The organism is Variovorax sp. P2_H12 (genome assembly GCF_056403395.1).
The window spans coordinates 1-15,282 of the sequence record NZ_JBFUFO010000057.1 but is presented as its reverse complement, the minus strand read 5'-3'; the positions used below and the strand labels follow the sequence as shown (position 1 = coordinate 15,282).

Sequence of the window (15,282 nt, the reverse complement as noted above, 5' to 3'; positions counted from 1 at the left end):
CAACCCCCTTCAACCCACAGAGAGAACATCATGGAATTCGAAGACATCCTCTACGAAGTACGCAACGCCGTGGCCTGGATCACCATCAACCGGCCCGAGAAGATGAACTCGTTTCGCGGCCAGACCTGCGACGAACTCATCAAGGCGCTGAACCGCGCCGGCTACGACCGCGGCGTGGGCGCCATCGTGCTGGCCGGCGCCGGCGACCGGGCCTTTTGCACCGGCGGCGACCAGTCCGCCCACGACGGCAACTATGACGGGCGCGGCACCATCGGCCTGCCGATGGAAGAACTGCACGACGCGATCCGCAATGTGCCCAAGCCGGTGATCGCCCGCGTGCAGGGCTATGCGATCGGCGGCGGCAACGTGCTGTGCACGATCTGCGACCTGACGATCGCGTCCGAGAAGGCCATCTTCGGCCAGGTCGGCCCCAAGATGGGCTCGGTCGATCCGGGCTACGGCACTGCCTTCCTGGCCCGCGTGGTCGGCGAGAAGAAGGCGCGCGAGATCTGGTATCTCAATCGCCGCTACAGCGGCGCCGAGGCCGTGGCCATGGGCCTGGCCAACGCGGTGGTGCCGCATGACCAGCTCGACGCCGAGGTGCAGAAGTGGGCCGAGGAGATCTGCGAGCGCAGCCCCACGGCGATCGCCATCGCCAAGCGCAGCTTCAACATGGACACGGCGCACCAGAGCGGTATCGCCGGCATGGGCATGTACGCGCTCAAGCTTTACTACGACACCGAGGAATCGCGTGAAGGCGTCAACGCCCTGAAGGAAAAGCGCAAGCCCGACTTCCGCAAGTACGCCAGGTAGAGACCTGCCCACCGCCTCTCGAAACCCCCGCAACGCCCGGCGCATCGCGTATCGCTCCGCGGCGCAGCGCCCCCATGGAGACATGTCATGAACCCGTACCTTGACGAAGACCTGACCACGCTCGGCGACCATGCGCGCCGCTTCGCGACCGAACGCATCGCGCCCGGATTCCTGGAGCGCGACAAGAACCGCGCGCTGGATCGTCGCCTGATGCGCGAAATGGGCGAGATGGGATTCATCGCGCCGGAGCTCTCCGAGGCACATGGCGGCCAGGGCATGGGTTGCCTGGCGGCCGGCGTGATCCACGAGGAGATCGCGCGCGCCGACCTGAGCATGTCCTACGTCAATCTGCTGGCCTCGCTCAACGGCCAGATCCTCTCGCAGCACGGCCAGCCCGACATCGTCAACCCGTGGCTGCGCAAGCTGACACGCGGCGAGGCGCTGCTCGCCATCGCCCTGACCGAGCCGCGCGGCGGCTCCGACGCGGCGAACCTGCGGCTGCGCGTGGAACGCGTGGGCGACGCGTACGTGATGAACGGCGAGAAGACCTCGATCTCGGCCGCCGACCAGGCCGATGCGGCGGTGGTGTTCGGCCGCACGGGATCGGTGGAATCGGCCGCCCATGGCGTCACCGCACTGCTGGTGCCGATGGATCTGCCCGGCATCACGCGCAACCGCTTCGACTGCCACGGCCAGCGCGCAATCGGCCGCGGCTCCTTGTTCTTCGAAAACGTGCGCGTGCCGGTGAGTCACCGGCTCGGCGCCGAGAACAAGGGCTTCGTGCAGGTGATGCAAGGCTTCGACTACTCGCGCGCGCTCATCGGCCTGCAAGTCCTGGCCGTGGCCCGCGCGGCACTGGAGGAGACCTGGGAATACGTGGCCCAGCGCGAGGCCTTCGGCAAGCCGTTGTCGGCCTTCCAGGGCGTGTCGCACCCGCTGGCGGATTTCGACACCCAGATCACCGCTGCCCGCCTGCTGTGCCTGCAGACGCTGTGGCTGAAAGACAAGGGCGCGCCGCACACGGCCGAGGCGGCCATGTGCAAGTGGTGGGCGCCCAAGCTGGCCTACGACGCGATCCACCAGTGCCTGCTGATGTTCGGCCACGGCGGCTATGACCGCGGCGCGATGGAGCAGCGCCTGCGCGACGTGCTGGGCTTCCAGATCGGCGACGGCACGGCCCAGATCATGAAGACCATCGTGGCGCGCACCCGCGCCGGCCGCGATGCGGTGCCCGCCTGATTCCATCGACGACAACACCGACGACAAAGAGGAGACAAGACCATGGAATTCGACGCCGTATTGCTGCCCCCGCGCCGCGCCCGGATGGTGGCGCAGGGCCTCTGGCATGACCGCACCCTCAACGACGACCTCGACGCCTGCCTGGCGGCCTGCCCCGACAAGCTCGCCTTGACGGCGCTCCGGGTGGAAGAGGGCGCCACCATGCGCTTCACCTACCGCGAAATCGCCCGCATGGCCGATCGCATCGCGGTCGGACTGTCCCGCCTGGGCGTGGGCCGCGATGACGTGGTGGCCTGCCAGCTGCCCAACTGGTGGCAGTTCACGCTGACCTACCTCGCCTGCTCGCGCATCGGCGCGGTGATGAATCCGCTCATGCACATCTTCCGCGAGCGGGAGTTGTCGTTCATGCTCAAGCACGGCGAAGCCAAGGTCGTGATCGTGCCGAAGACCTTTCGCGGCTTCGACTTCGAGCGCATGCTGGTCGAGCTGCAGCCGGCCTTGCCCGACCTGAAGCAGGTCGTGGTGGTCGACGGCGCGGGCCCGCACAGCTTCGAGGCGCTGCTCAGCGGGCCGGCCTGGGAGAACGAGCCTGACGCGCATGACATCCTCACGCGCAGCCGGCCCTGCCCGGATGACGTGATGCAGCTGATCTACACCTCGGGCACCACCGGCGAACCCAAGGGCGTGATGCATTCGGCCAACACCGCGATGGCGAACATCATTCCCTATGCGCAGCGCCTGCACCTGGGCGCCGGCGACGTGGTGCTGATGGCCTCGCCGATGGCGCACCAGACCGGCTTCATGTACGGGCTGATGATGCCGATCATGCTCAAGGCCAGCGCGGTGCTGCAGGACATCTGGGAGCCGAAGCAGGCGATCGAGCTGATCCGGGCCGAGGGAGCCAGCTTCACGATGGCCTCCACGCCGTTCCTCGCGGACCTCGCCAGGACCGTCGCCGAAACGGGCCGGGAGGTGCCGAGCCTGCGGACCTTCCTGTGTGCCGGCGCGCCGATCCCGGGCCCGCTGGTGGAGCAGGCGCGCCAGGTGCTGGGCACCAAGATCGTGTCCGCCTGGGGCATGACCGAAAACGGCGCGGTCACCCTGATCCGGCTGGACGACGACGATGCACGCGCCGCCTCGACCGATGGGCTTGCGCTGCCCGGCGTCGAGCTCAAGGTGGTCGACGAGCACGACAGGGCGCTGCCACCCGACCAGCCCGGACGGCTGCTGGTGCGCTCCTGCTCCAACTTCGGCGGCTACCTGCGGCGCTCGCATCTCAACGGCACCGACGCCGACGACTGGTTCGATACCGGCGACCTGGCACGCATCGATGCGCAGGGCTACATCCGCATCACCGGCCGCAGCAAGGACGTGATCATCCGCGGCGGCGAGAACATCCCGGTGGTCGAGATCGAGTCGCTGCTGTACCGGCACCCGGACATCGCCATGGCCGCCATCGTGGCCTACCCCGACGAGCGCCTGGGCGAGCGGGCCTGCGCGGTGGTGGTGCCCAGGCCGGGCCACAGCATCGACCTGCCCTCGATCGTGCAGTTCCTGAAGGGGCAGAAGGTGGCGCTCCAGTACATCCCGGAACGTCTGGTCGTGCGCGACGCGATGCCTTCCACGCCATCCGGAAAGATCCAGAAATTCAAGCTGCGCGAGCTGCTGCGCGAGAACGCGGCCTGAGCGGCCACGCCTCACGCCTTCCCACACACCCAAGGAGACAAATCCATGTTCGTTCATCCCGCAACGGCCGCTCGGAGGGGCCTGGCGCTCGCCGCTTTCGCCCTGTTCGGCATCGGCTGTTCCGCGCAGGCGCAGACGGCCGGCAACTGGCCCACCAAGCCCATCCGCGTGGTCGTCGGCTTCGCGCCTGGCGGCACCACCGATGTCATGGCGCGCATCCTGTCGCAAGCCCTCTCCGAATCGCTGGGCCAGCCGGTCGTGATCGACAACAAGCCCGGCGCGAGCGGCAACATCGCGGCCTCGGAAGTAATGCGCGCCGCGCCGGACGGCCACACCTTCCTGATTGCGCCCACCTCGGTGGAAACGGCCAACCCTTCGCTGTTCAAGTCGAGCATTTTGCCTTCGCGTGACCTGACGCCGGTGGCCAGCGTGGGGCGCACCCAGATGTACCTGGTCGCGAAGCCACAGATGGCCGCCAAGGACACACGGGACCTGGTGGCATTGGCCAAGGCCAAGCCGGGCACGCTGTCCTACGCGTCGGCCGGCGCCGGCACGGCGCCGCACCTCGCCTGCGAACTGTTCAAGCAGGCCACCGGCACCTACATCACCCACATCCCGTATCGCGGCGCCGCCCCTGCGCTGCAGGATGTGCTGTCGGGCCAGGCGGACTTCGTCTGCGACCCGGGCATCGCCTTCCCGCACATTCGCACCGGCAAGGTCAAGCTGCTGGGTGTCGTGAGCACCCGGCGCTCCCCGTTCTTTCCCGAGGTCCCGACCGTGAGCGAGCAGGGCTTTCCGGGAGCCAACCTCGACATCTGGTTCGGCATGTGGGCGCCCAACGGGACTTCTCCCGACATCTTGGCCCGCATGAGCCGCGAACTGGGCAAGGCATTGGCGCAGCCGGCCGTCAAGGCGCGCTATGCCGACCTCGGTGCCGAACCGATCGCGATGGACACGGCGGAGTTCCGCAAGCTGCTGGTCGACGAGGGCACGCTGTTGTCCGCGCTGATCAGGGAACAGAAGATCGTCGTCGACTGAGCGAGCCTGCCATGCAAGATGAACCCATTCTGGTGGAGACGCACGGCCGGGTGAGCCTCCTCACGCTGAACAGGCCGCATCGGATGAACGCGCTCGACGATGCGCTGATGGACGCCCTGGGCGCGGCGCTGCTGGCCTGCGATGCCGATGCGGACATCGGCGTCATCGTCATCACCGGCAATGACAAGGCCTTCGCGGCCGGGGCCGACATCGCGGCGATGGCGGACTGGAGCTACATGGATGTGTTCCAGAGCGACTTCATCACGCGCAACTGGGAAACCATCCGGCGCGTGCGCAAGCCGGTGATCGCGGCGGTGGCGGGCTTCGCCATGGGCGGAGGCTGCGAACTGGCGATGGCGTGCGACATGATCATTGCCGCCGAATCCGCCCGCTTCGCCTTGCCCGAGGTCAAGCTCGCCATGCTGCCCGGCGCCGGCGGCACCCAGCGCCTGCCGCGCGCCATCGGCAAGGCCAAGGCGATGGACATGTGCCTGTCGGGCCGCATGCTGGATGCGTCGGAAGCCGACCGCTATGGCCTGGTCTCGCGGGTGGTGGCGGACGAGCGGCTGCTGGCCGAGACCCTCGAGCTGGCGGCCCGTATTGCCGCCTTCTCGCTGCCGGCATTGATGGCGATCAAGGAGTCGGTGAACCGCGCCTGGGAGGCCCCGCTGTCGGAGGGCATCGGCTTCGAGCGGCGGCAACTCCATGCGCGCTTTGCCAGCGAGGACGCGCACGAAGGCATGCACGCCTTTCTGTCCAAGCGCCAGCCGGTGTTCAGGCACCGGTGAGCATCGGTTTTGCTCGTGCCGGGCCACTTTGAGGGAAACGCTTGGGGTCGCAGCTGCGACCCGTTAGCATAGGCAACTTCAAGTTCAACACAAAGAAGCAATGGCAACAGCAAAATCCGCATCCACCGCACCTGGCGCGCCCGCGAGCAAAACGCCGGCAAAGCGTGCGGCCAATCCGGCCTTCATGAAGGCCCTGACCCCGAGCGCCGAACTGGCCGCCGTCATCGGTTCCGCGCCGTTGGCGCGCACGGAGGTGGTGAAGCAGCTCTGGGTCTACATCAAGGCGCACAATCTTCAGGATGCGACGAACAAGCGCAACGTGAACGCCGACGCCAAGCTCAAGCCTGTCTTCGGCAAGGACCAGGTGACGATGTTCGAGATCGCAGGGCTCATCGGCAAGCATCTGAGCTAACGCCAGGACGCGTCGAAGGCTCGACATCCAGAGAGGATGAACTGAAGGCGCGGTCGCCTTCGACCATCACCTGCGCCCGCGAACCCATCGATGAAGTCCGACAAATCAAAGCGCGCAACCGCCCCGCATCACTGGCATCTGGCCGAGGATGATCTCGGTGTCGCGCTGACCGATCTCGAGTACGCCGTGATGCGCACCTACGAGTCGTTCGTGCGATGGCAGGCCGAGTGCCTGGCGGCCGTCACGGGCGCGGCCCTGACCGGCCAGGAAAACGCGCTGCTTCATGTCATCCGCATGCACGATCAGGCGAAGACCATCAAGGATCTGCTGCATCTCACGAACCGCCAGGACGTGCCCAATGTGCAGTACGGGTTGCGCAAGCTGATCAAGCTGGGCTTCATCGACAAGCAGGGCTCGGGCCGGGCCGGCGTCTACTACGAAGCGACGGCGGAAGGCGCGAAGGTCTGCGACGACTACGCCAACTTGCGCAAGAAGTTGCTGCTCGAAGGTGCCAAGCACTATCCCGCCTTCAGGCAGCATTCGCACAGCGCCGGAGCCCATCTGGAGCTCCTGGAAAGGCTGTACGAATCGGTCACGCGAGAAGCCGCCACGTTCCACCGGCGCGGCTGATCGTCCCGCGCGCCTGATCCGCCCCTTCGCCGGCGGACACACCGCACCCTCGGGGCGCGTGCCTTCGGCCAGGGCACGAAAGCCGATCACGGGCCCGTCTTGGCCCCGAAACCGCGAGCCGGGAAAACCCCCATTTCGAATCGAAGGTGCCTTCCTATACTTCGATCAAATAGAAAGTCTATTTAAAACTCTATTCGAAATCTCTCGCTCTCGGCCTCTAGACCCGGTCAACCAAAGGAACATCCATGAATCGCTTGTTGAATACACCCGACTTTCTGCTGGGCACGTTCGCCTCCAATTGCTCGGGCGGCATGTCCGTCACCAAGGTCGAGGAACGATGGGACAACTCCTGGGACAACAACCTGCGCCTGGCGGTGCTGCTCGACGAGGCCGGCATCGACTTCATGCTACCCATCGCGCGTTGGATCGGGTACGGCGGAGAGACCGACTTTCATGGCAACGTGCTGGAGACTGTCACCTGGGCGGCCGCGCTGCTGGCCCATACCCGGCGCCTGACCGTGTTCGCGACGGTCCACACCGCTGCGAACCATCCGATGGTCGTGGCCAAGCAGATCGCCACGCTCGATCAGGTGGGGGCGGGACGCGCCGGTCTCAACATCGTTGCCGGATGGAACCGGCCCGAATACGAAGCGCTCGGCCTGACGCTGGCTGACGATCACCAAACCCGCTATGGTTTCGCCCAGGAGTGGTTCGACATCGTCCAGAAGCTCTGGACGCACCCGCATCCGTTCGACTGGCAGGGCAAGTACTTCAAGCTCAGCAAGGCCTATGGCCTTCCTGCTCCGCGCAACGGCCGGCCGCCCATCCTGAACGCTGCGGGCTCGAGCGAAGGGCGCGACTTCGCCCTGAACAACGCGGACTTCCTGTTCACGCCCGCCATCGATCTCGAACGCTCCCGCCAGGAGGTCGCCGAGCTGAAGGCCAAGGCCGTCGACCAGGGGCGCAAGGTCGACATCCTGACCTTCTCGCATGTCGTGTGCCGGCGCACCGAGCGCGAAGCGAAGGACTATCTCAAGCACTTCGGCAACGACCAGGCCGACTGGGCGGCGGTCGACAACCTGATTGCCCTGCAGTTCGCCAATGCCAAGTCCTTTCCCCATGACTTGCTGGCGCTGATTCGCGACCGGATGGCGGCTGGCCATGGCGGCTATCCGTTGACCGGCACGCCCGAGCAGGTGGCGGACGGCATCTGCGCGCTCGCCGCGGCAGGATTCAAGGGAACGACCCTTTCCTTCGTCGACTACGTCGAGGAATTTCCCTACTTCCGCGATCAGGTCCTGCCCATCCTCGAATCGCGCGGGCTGCGCGCACCCGTGGCGATGGCTCCCGACGCCGTGCGGTTGGCAGCATGAACACCCTGCAAGCCGCATCCATGCCGGGCGAGGCGCATGCGCTGGCCATGCCCGCGGCGCCGTCGGCCTTCAAGTCGGCGATGCGCGAGCTCGCGGGGGGCGTCAGCATCGTCACGGTACAAGTCGGGCGCGAGCGCTCCGGCTTTACCGCCACCTCCGTGACCTCTCTCTCGGCCGATCCGCCGACCGTGATCGCCTGCGTCAATCGGATGAGTTCATCGGCGTCCCTGCTAGCCAGAACCGATCGCTTCGGCGTGAGCATGCTCACGCAAGCCCAGCAGCAGGTGGCGGACCGATTCGCCGGAATGAATGGCGTGACGGGCAGCCAGCGCTATGCAGCCGAGCGCTGGATCCAGCTGACGGCGCACGGCGCACCCGTCATGCGCGACAGCGCGATCTCGCTCGACTGCGAGATCGAAGACATGATCGAAAAGCACTCGCACTGGATCCTGGTCGGTCGCGTGATGGCCATTCACCGAGGCGAGGTCGAGGCAGCCCCGCTGGTTTACTGGCGAGGCGGCTATCACCAACTGGCCGATTGCCGCTGCTGACCTCTCGTCCGCACCCTGCATCGCTTGCACCCACCCACCCGCAGACACTCCCCATGAACACGAATTCCTTGACGCCACTCCAACATGCCCTGGCTGCCGACTCGGTACGCATCGTCGACTTGACCCAGACCTTGTCGCCATCCTTTCCCGCCTTGCAGTTGCCGCCCCAGTTCGGCCAGGTGTGGTCGTTCAAGATGGAGAAGATCTCGCACTACGACAACGCCGGCCCGGGCTGGTACTGGAACAACTTCTCCTGCGGCGAACACACCGGCACTCACTTCGACGCGCCGGTGCACTGGGTGACCGGCAAGGACCAGCCGAACAACACCGTCGACACGATCGACCCGTCGCGCTTCATCGGCCCGGCGGTCGTGGTGGATGCGAGCGCGCATGTCGCGCTCGACGCCGATTGGCTGTTGACCGTGGCCTTCCTCGAAGACTGGGAAGCCCGGCATGGACGCATTCCGGCGGGAGCCTGGGTGCTGTTCCGCACGGACTGGTCCAAGCGCATCGACGATCCGGCAGCGTTCGTCAACATGCAGGAGGACGGTGCACACACGCCGGGCCCCACGCAGGAGGCGGTGCAATGGCTGATCGAGGCGCGCGATGTTCGAGGATTCGGTGTCGAGACGATCAACACCGATGCGGGCCAGTCCCACGCGTGGCCGGTGGCCTATCCGTGCCACACACTGATGCACGGGTCGAACAGGTATGGACTGCAATGCCTGACGAACCTGGACCAGTTGCCGCCGACGGGGACCGTGATCTTCGCCGCGCCGCTGAAGATCGAGGGCGGCTCCGGCAGTCCGCTTCGGGTCCTTGCTCTGGTGGGCTGATTCGCCCCGCTCGCAGCGCGTCCCGCCGCCGCGCCGGACGGCCGGCGGACCCTTCGACGGGTGAACGCCATCCTGGCGCGAGTGCTGCCTTCCAGGTCCGATAGCGGCCGGTGCTGTCGCGTCCCGAACCATCTTTCGGCCATCGCCCGGGGGTGATCGACCATGTCCTCGAAGGTGCCCACGATCGTGCAGGGCACCTTGCCGGCGAAGCTCGCCCCAGGCCTGGTGTATGGGAATAGAGTCGCTTCGCGGTGTGGCTCCCTAACCCGTTGATTTCAAAGGGCTTATTCATTTTGACCCGAACGGGGCGGGGAAAAGTGTTGTTCCCCGAGGCTCACCGGACTGAATCAATCAGTCGAGTGCAGCAAACCAATGCCCGAATCGAGGCACGCGAGAAGGCTTTTCACCGAAAAGCGAGGCTTGGGTCGCACCACGGAGGCAACTCGACTCAAGGTATTCGAGCACCCTTCTCTGTTGGGCCTCGGGCGAAGGCGCTGCGGTGAAATACACACATAACATGTGTGTCTCATGATAATTGCAATTATACACAATGAGATTTATATTTGTGCCTACGCTGCGGACCCTGATGAGTTTGCGACGACGCCATCGCCCATGCGAGTGAACATTTTTCAAGAACTCAGCTGCTTGGCCCGAGCCCAACGGACAGATCGCCGGCCAGGGGGCGTGCTTGCGTTCACTGCCGGCGCGATCAACGCCGGTGGTTTTCCTGCGGCGCAACGTTATGCATCGAACATCAGCGGGTTCGCGCCCGCCATCACGGACGGACGTGTTGGACACGCAGTTCTTCGTTGACCGGTTTCCGGGAACCCATGCGGTTTTCGCAGTCGCCTGACGAAGCGACAACCAGCCGGTTCCGCGCTCGCGCCCGTCCACGCTCAAACTTGCTCATCCCTTTGATTCCCTGATGCCAGACCACCTCGAGTGTCACCGACACCAGCGACCCTTTGTCGACAAATCGCTGAACTCAAAGACCATGCATTTCTCGATCTTCGACGTTCAAAGCCAGATGCGGATCGACCGGCCCAATGACTTGATGCTGGCGTACACGCGACTCATGATGGGCTTCCTGCTGTTTTCGCCAAATGCTCGCCACATCGCCATGGTTGGTCTGGGTGGCGGATCCCTTGCAAAGTTCTGCTACAAGCACCTGCCCGACTCACGCATTCAGGTCATCGAGATCAACCCTCATGTCATCGCGCTCCGCGATGAGTTTGAGGTGCCCAGAGACAATCACCGGTTTCATGTGCGCAAGGAGGACGCTGCTGACTATGTCCGGATGGCCCAGGTTCGCTACGACGTGATTGTGGTCGACGGCTTCGATGCCAACAGGATTCCTGCGCGACTTTGCTCGCGCTCTTTCTATCGCAATTGCGTTGACATGCTAGAGCCCAACGGGCTTTTAGTGGCCAACCTCCACTCACATGATGAGTACTTTCCCATATACCTCGAGCGGATCAAAGAGAACTTTGCTGGGAATGTCGTCACCGTGAGCGAACCAGAACATGGCAACACCATCGCCTTCGCGTTCAAGGAATTGCCGGCTGCGCAGCTACATGCAAATCTTCAGCTTTGTGCATCGACGCTCGCGCCTGAGGCATGGGCGCAACTGGCACCCAGTTTTTCCATGATCAAGCAGTTCGGCAAATGGCATAGCCAGAACACGTCTTAAGGAAGCGAGAGGCCCGCAACGGAGGATGTTTCGTACCTTTCCTCTGGAAAGCCAGACGGATTTCGGATCAAACTAGGAGGCAGTGATGTTTATCAGAGGCAGATGGGAACTCAAGGGCTATGGACAGCAATTGCCGGACGGCCGCTTCGCTCCGCGCGCGTGCGCGACGTACCACGCTGACCCATACTCGGACGATCATCCGCTGCAATGGAGCGAACCAACATTTGCGACGGAGACTGAGGCTGCCGAGTGGGGCCTGGAAGCAGCGAAGGATTGGCTCGAGGTACGCGAGGACATGGGGGAATAGGTAGAAGTCACGGCACCGCCTGCGCGCGCGGCGTGCCAGTAGAGGCGTCGGGCCTTGGCGTTTTTCGGATGCCGCAGTCGCGCAGTTCTCGTCGAGTCAAGCACCGAACTCGTAGACCACGATGTCCGCGCGCGCCGAAATCCAGGGTTCGATGAGGAGTGGGCGGGCCGCGGACGAAGGCGTGGCGCCGATCTCGACGCCTTTCGACTGAAACAGGGATCCGTCGCCAATCATGGTTGGCGCTTGCCGGTCTGTGCCTGACGTTGAACGGCACTGAGGATTCCACGGAGGATGTCGATCGGCGTTGGGGGACAGCCGGGTATCGCCACGTCGACAGGAATCACGTTCGCCACCTTGCCGCAGCTGGCATAGCTCTCACCGAAGATGCCGCCGCTGCAGCCGCAATCGCCCACGGCCACCACCAGCTTCGGTTCCGGCGTGGCATCGTAGGTGCGCCGCAGTGCCTCTTCCATGTTGCGCGACACCGGACCGGTCACCAGGAGCATGTCGGCATGGCGCGGACTGGCGACGAACCTGATGCCGAGTCCCTCGATGTTGTAGTAGGGATTGTTGAGGGCGTGGATCTCCAGTTCACAGCCGTTGCATGAGCCGGCATCGACTTCTCGGATCGTCAGCGCCTGGCCAAGAATGGCGAGGAGGTCGCGCTGAATGCGATCGAACGCGGCGAGTTCGGTCTCGTCAATCCTCGGTGCCGGCTCCGTGACGATACCAGTGCGGACGATCTGCTTGAGGATGTGCCACATCAGAGGTCGTGCCCCGCGTAACTCAGGTTGAAGGACTTGTTGATCAGCGGAAAGTCCGGAACGATGTTGCCGATGATGGCGTGCTCGAGCACCGGCCAGTTCTGCCAGGACGGATCATGGCAGTGACATCGCTCGATGCGGCCGTCGCCCCCGATCTCCAGCGCGACGAACACCTCGCCCCGCCAGCCTTCGACCCAGCCCGCGCCGAGCGATGCCGAAGCCTGCGGTCGCAGGTCGGCGTGAACGGCGCCGTCAGGCAAGCCCGAGCAGATGGCGCGGATGAGCCGCAATGACTCGAATGCCTCGTCGAACCGCACCGCCACGCGCGCCGCGACATCGCCGTCGCGGTGCGTCGCTACTGCAACCTCCAGCCGGTCATAGGGCGGCCCTGGGAAGTCGCAACGCAGATCGGCCGTCTGACCGCTGGCGCGCCCCGCCAGGCCGGTGAGGTTCAGTTGTGCGGCCAACTGGGGCGTTACCCGTCCAGTCCCGGTAAAGCGGTCCTGCAGACCCGCATGTTCGTCGTAAACACGCCGCAGCGCGCGAACCTCGCGCTCGATCGCATCGCACTGCGTGCAAAGGCGATCCCTCATCATCGGCGTCAGATCCGTCGCCACTCCTCCGGGCAAAACGGCGTCCATCATCAGGCGGTGGCCAAAGATCTCCTTGGACAAGCGCAACCAGTCTTCGCGCAGGCGCGAGAACTGCGCCAGGCCGAAGGCGAGCGCCGCGTCGTTGGCCAGAGCGCCGAGGTCGCCGAGATGATTGGCCACGCGCTCGCGCTCCAGCATGAGCGCACGCAGCCAGGTCGCGCGTACCGGGATCTCGCCGCCCCAGGCCGACTCGAGCGCCGTGCTGTAGGCCCAGGCGTAGGCTACCGTCGTGTCGCCTGAGACGCGTCCCGCGAGGCGGTGGCCCTCCAGCGGCGCCAGTTCCGTGAAGCGGCGCTCGATGCCCTTGTGCGTGTACCCGAGGTGCTGTTCGAGCCTGAGCACCTTCTCACCCACGACAGAGAAGCGAAAGTGGCCGGGCTCGATGATGCCGGCATGCACGGGCCCGACGGCGATCTCGTGCACCCCGTCACCTTCGACCCGCACGAAGGGGTAGTCGGCAGGAAGCGCGCCTCCTGCGGCCCTCTCGGGCTGCGCGGTCGGTTGCAAGGGTGGTGGTCCGGGCGACCACACACCATGGTCGAGCCAGGGGCGGTCGTCGCCGCTGGCCTCGGCTCGGAGGCCCGAAAGATCGGCCATCGCGCGCTGCATTCGACTCGCGCACGGGAATGTGACTGCCAGGTCAGGAAACCCTCGCGCTGCGCCGTCCAGCTTCAGTTCGAGCCAGACCAGCCCCTCGGGAACCGCGTAGGCCGCACACGCCGCCATGCCGCGGCCGGATGCGCTGCGATCGACGCCCCAGACCGAAATCAAGCGCCCGCTTGTGTTCGCGATGCTGCGTGCTGCGGTGCTCCAAGTGTCCCGATTCGCTCGCCCATGCCAAGTGGGCATCGGCGCCGACAGGCGCCGAAGATCAAGTCCGAGTTCCGGCAGCGTCATTGGATCAGTTCCCCAGCATCGCCGCCGCCTGGACGTACCACGCATTGAGATAGGGTGGGATGTAGAGGCCGAGCATCAGACCCAGCGCCAGATGCATGAAAACCGGAACCAGGGCCGGCGGATGCGCCAGGGGCTTGACGTTGGTCTCGCCGAACACCATCGGCTGGACGCGGCTGAAGACGGATGCGAACGCCAGGCCCAAGGCGATCAGAAGGAAGGGGGTCGCCCAGGGCTGTTCGCGCATCGCGGTCGTGACGATCAGGAACTCGCTGGCGAAGACCCCGAACGGGGGCATTCCCAGAATGGCGAGTGATCCAAGCATCAGACCCCAGGCGACCGTCGGACTGACTTTGATGAGCCCGCGGATGTTCTCCATGATCTGGGTGCCCGCCTTCTGCGTGGCATGGCCGACGGCAAAGAAGATCGCGGACTTGATCAGCGAATGCACAGTCATGTGCAGCAGCCCGGCGTAGTTGGCGATCGGGCCGCCCATTCCGAAAGCAAAGGTCATCATTCCCATGTGCTCGATCGACGAGTAGGCGAACATGCGCTTCACGTCCTTCTGCCGGATCAGGAAGAACACTGCCGCCACCACCGACAGCAGGCCGAAGCCCATCATCAATCGGCCGGCCAGAGCACTGTGCAGCGCGCCGTCGGTCAGCACCTTGCAGCGCAGGATGGCATAGAGCGCGACGTTCAGCAGCAGGCCCGACAACACGGCCGATACCGGCGTCGGACCCTCGGCATGCGCGTCCGGCAGCCAGTTGTGGACGGGCACCAGGCCGACCTTGGTGCCGTAGCCGATGAACAGGAACGCGAACGCCAGCGTGATGATGTTCGGGTCGAGCCGGCCCTTCACCGCGTCGAGGTTGGTCCAGAGCAAGGCGCCGCCTTCAGGTCCGATCACCTTTTCGGCCGCCATGTACAGCAACACCGTTCCGAACAGTGCCTGGGCGATGCCCACGCCGCACAGGATGAAATACTTCCATGCGGCTTCGAGACTGGCTGCGGTGCGATAGACGCTGACCAGCAGCACGGTGGTCAAAGTGGCCGCCTCCATCGCGACCCAGATGATGCCCATGTTGTTGGTCGTCAGTGCCAGCAGCATCGTGAAGCTGAACAGCTGGTACATGCTGTGATACAGGCGCAGCCGCCGCGGCGTCATCTTGCCGTGATCGCGCTCCACGCGCATGTAGGGGCGCGAGAAGATGGAGGTGGTCAGGCCAACGAACGCGGTCAGCGTGACGAGAAAGACGTTCAGCGGGTCGATGTAGAACTCGCGGTCCCACACCAGCATGGGTCCGCTCTCGACGATCTGCGCCGTGAGCACGCAGGCGGCGACGAAGGTGCCCAGGCTGAAGGCGACGTTGATGTCGCGCGCGTTGTCGCGATGGCCGACCAGCGCCAGCACCAGCCCGCCGGCCAGCGGCGTTGCGAGGAGGAAGGCCAATGCAAGCATCTCAGTGCTCCACCACGTGATCGCGTGACCCGCGACGCATGAAACCGGCGCAGCCAAATGCCAGGGATACCGCGGAACCGGCTTTGCCGGGCCGCTGGTATCGCCCCCTCGAGGGGGAGGCGCCGCAGGCGCTTCGGGGGTGTTTC

The 15,282-nt window shown here is 65.1% G+C and carries 15 protein-coding genes; 11 read left to right on the top strand and 4 right to left on the bottom strand.

The annotated features are described in order from the left end of the window. Nucleotides 1-30 precede the first annotated feature (30 nt). The 11 genes from badI (at nucleotide 31) to AC1DYK_RS31730 (ending at nucleotide 11,056) form a co-directional block, all read left to right on the top strand. Nucleotides 31-813 (top strand): 2-ketocyclohexanecarboxyl-CoA hydrolase, encoded by a 783-nt coding sequence (badI, locus tag AC1DYK_RS31780; RefSeq protein WP_478169945.1) that lies wholly within the window; start codon nucleotides 31-33, stop codon nucleotides 811-813. A gap of 87 nt (nucleotides 814-900) precedes the next feature. Beyond that, a complete protein-coding gene (aliB, locus tag AC1DYK_RS31775; protein WP_478087802.1) occupies nucleotides 901-2,052 on the top strand; it encodes a cyclohexanecarboxyl-CoA dehydrogenase in 1,152 nt (383 codons plus the stop codon). 42 nt (nucleotides 2,053-2,094) lie between these two features. After that, the gene (gene aliA, locus AC1DYK_RS31770; RefSeq protein WP_478169944.1) at nucleotides 2,095-3,738 is read left to right on the top strand and encodes a cyclohexanecarboxylate-CoA ligase; all 1,644 of its coding nucleotides are present in this window, start codon (nucleotides 2,095-2,097) and stop codon (nucleotides 3,736-3,738) included. A gap of 45 nt (nucleotides 3,739-3,783) precedes the next feature. Beyond that, nucleotides 3,784-4,776, top strand: coding sequence for a Bug family tripartite tricarboxylate transporter substrate binding protein (locus AC1DYK_RS31765; RefSeq protein ID WP_478169943.1), 993 nt, complete (start codon nucleotides 3,784-3,786; stop codon nucleotides 4,774-4,776). Between the two features lie 11 nt (nucleotides 4,777-4,787). Next, complete coding sequence (locus tag AC1DYK_RS31760; protein ID WP_478169942.1) at nucleotides 4,788-5,564, top strand: enoyl-CoA hydratase; 777 nt, start codon at nucleotides 4,788-4,790, stop codon at nucleotides 5,562-5,564. Nucleotides 5,565-5,664: 100 nt separating this feature from the next. Beyond that, nucleotides 5,665-5,976: an SWIB/MDM2 domain-containing protein gene (locus AC1DYK_RS31755; protein WP_478169941.1), complete on the top strand. Its 312-nt coding sequence runs from the start codon at nucleotides 5,665-5,667 to the stop codon at nucleotides 5,974-5,976. Nucleotides 5,977-6,066: 90 nt separating this feature from the next. After that, nucleotides 6,067-6,606: a winged helix DNA-binding protein gene (locus AC1DYK_RS31750; protein WP_478169940.1), complete on the top strand. Its 540-nt coding sequence runs from the start codon at nucleotides 6,067-6,069 to the stop codon at nucleotides 6,604-6,606. Between the two features lie 245 nt (nucleotides 6,607-6,851). Further along, the gene (locus tag AC1DYK_RS31745) at nucleotides 6,852-7,979 is read left to right on the top strand and encodes an LLM class flavin-dependent oxidoreductase (protein WP_478169939.1); all 1,128 of its coding nucleotides are present in this window, start codon (nucleotides 6,852-6,854) and stop codon (nucleotides 7,977-7,979) included. After that, nucleotides 7,976-8,530 (top strand): flavin reductase family protein, encoded by a 555-nt coding sequence (locus tag AC1DYK_RS31740; protein ID WP_478169938.1) that lies wholly within the window; start codon nucleotides 7,976-7,978, stop codon nucleotides 8,528-8,530. The genes AC1DYK_RS31745 and AC1DYK_RS31740 overlap by 4 nt, the downstream gene beginning before the upstream one ends. Before the next feature lie 53 nt (nucleotides 8,531-8,583). Beyond that, complete coding sequence (locus tag AC1DYK_RS31735) at nucleotides 8,584-9,366, top strand: cyclase family protein (RefSeq protein ID WP_478169937.1); 783 nt, start codon at nucleotides 8,584-8,586, stop codon at nucleotides 9,364-9,366. A 994-nt stretch (nucleotides 9,367-10,360) separates the two neighbouring features. After that, nucleotides 10,361-11,056 (top strand): fused MFS/spermidine synthase, encoded by a 696-nt coding sequence (locus AC1DYK_RS31730; protein WP_478169936.1) that lies wholly within the window; start codon nucleotides 10,361-10,363, stop codon nucleotides 11,054-11,056. 403 nt (nucleotides 11,057-11,459) lie between these two features. Here AC1DYK_RS31730 and AC1DYK_RS31725 read toward each other — a convergent pair whose 3' ends face one another. The 4 genes from AC1DYK_RS31725 to AC1DYK_RS31710 are packed head-to-tail and all read right to left on the bottom strand — an operon-like array spanning nucleotide 11,460 to nucleotide 15,136. Continuing rightward, nucleotides 11,460-11,597, bottom strand: coding sequence for a hypothetical protein (locus AC1DYK_RS31725; protein ID WP_478169935.1), 138 nt, complete (start codon nucleotides 11,595-11,597; stop codon nucleotides 11,460-11,462). Then, nucleotides 11,594-12,127 carry an NADH-quinone oxidoreductase subunit B family protein gene (locus AC1DYK_RS31720; protein WP_478169934.1) on the bottom strand — a complete coding sequence of 178 codons (534 nt, stop codon included), beginning with the start codon at nucleotides 12,125-12,127 and terminating at the stop codon, nucleotides 11,594-11,596. The genes AC1DYK_RS31725 and AC1DYK_RS31720 overlap by 4 nt, the downstream gene beginning before the upstream one ends. After that, the gene (locus AC1DYK_RS31715; RefSeq protein WP_478169933.1) at nucleotides 12,127-13,677 is read right to left on the bottom strand and encodes a hydrogenase large subunit; all 1,551 of its coding nucleotides are present in this window, start codon (nucleotides 13,675-13,677) and stop codon (nucleotides 12,127-12,129) included. Before AC1DYK_RS31715 ends, AC1DYK_RS31720 begins: the two co-directional genes overlap by 1 nt. A 4-nt stretch (nucleotides 13,678-13,681) precedes the next feature. After that, nucleotides 13,682-15,136 carry a hydrogenase 4 subunit F gene (locus tag AC1DYK_RS31710; RefSeq protein ID WP_478169932.1) on the bottom strand — a complete coding sequence of 485 codons (1,455 nt, stop codon included), beginning with the start codon at nucleotides 15,134-15,136 and terminating at the stop codon, nucleotides 13,682-13,684. Nucleotides 15,137-15,282 lie beyond the last annotated feature (146 nt).

Bases quoted from the DNA above. Each gene is read 5' to 3' on its own strand.
- badI (WP_478169945.1), top strand. From the start codon at position 31: ATGGAATTCGAAGACATCCTCTACGAAGTACGCAACGCCGTGGCCTGG.
- aliB (WP_478087802.1), top strand. From the start codon at position 901: ATGAACCCGTACCTTGACGAAGACCTGACCACGCTCGGCGACCATGCG.
- aliA (WP_478169944.1), top strand. From the start codon at position 2,095: ATGGAATTCGACGCCGTATTGCTGCCCCCGCGCCGCGCCCGGATGGTG.
- AC1DYK_RS31765 (WP_478169943.1), top strand. From the start codon at position 3,784: ATGTTCGTTCATCCCGCAACGGCCGCTCGGAGGGGCCTGGCGCTCGCC.
- AC1DYK_RS31760 (WP_478169942.1), top strand. From the start codon at position 4,788: ATGCAAGATGAACCCATTCTGGTGGAGACGCACGGCCGGGTGAGCCTC.
- AC1DYK_RS31755 (WP_478169941.1), top strand. From the start codon at position 5,665: ATGGCAACAGCAAAATCCGCATCCACCGCACCTGGCGCGCCCGCGAGC.
- AC1DYK_RS31750 (WP_478169940.1), top strand. From the start codon at position 6,067: ATGAAGTCCGACAAATCAAAGCGCGCAACCGCCCCGCATCACTGGCAT.
- AC1DYK_RS31745 (WP_478169939.1), top strand. From the start codon at position 6,852: ATGAATCGCTTGTTGAATACACCCGACTTTCTGCTGGGCACGTTCGCC.
- AC1DYK_RS31740 (WP_478169938.1), top strand. From the start codon at position 7,976: ATGAACACCCTGCAAGCCGCATCCATGCCGGGCGAGGCGCATGCGCTG.
- AC1DYK_RS31735 (WP_478169937.1), top strand. From the start codon at position 8,584: ATGAACACGAATTCCTTGACGCCACTCCAACATGCCCTGGCTGCCGAC.
- AC1DYK_RS31730 (WP_478169936.1), top strand. From the start codon at position 10,361: ATGCATTTCTCGATCTTCGACGTTCAAAGCCAGATGCGGATCGACCGG.
- AC1DYK_RS31725 (WP_478169935.1), bottom strand. From the start codon at position 11,597: ATGATTGGCGACGGATCCCTGTTTCAGTCGAAAGGCGTCGAGATCGGC.
- AC1DYK_RS31720 (WP_478169934.1), bottom strand. From the start codon at position 12,127: ATGTGGCACATCCTCAAGCAGATCGTCCGCACTGGTATCGTCACGGAG.
- AC1DYK_RS31715 (WP_478169933.1), bottom strand. From the start codon at position 13,677: ATGACGCTGCCGGAACTCGGACTTGATCTTCGGCGCCTGTCGGCGCCG.
- AC1DYK_RS31710 (WP_478169932.1), bottom strand. From the start codon at position 15,136: ATGCTTGCATTGGCCTTCCTCCTCGCAACGCCGCTGGCCGGCGGGCTG.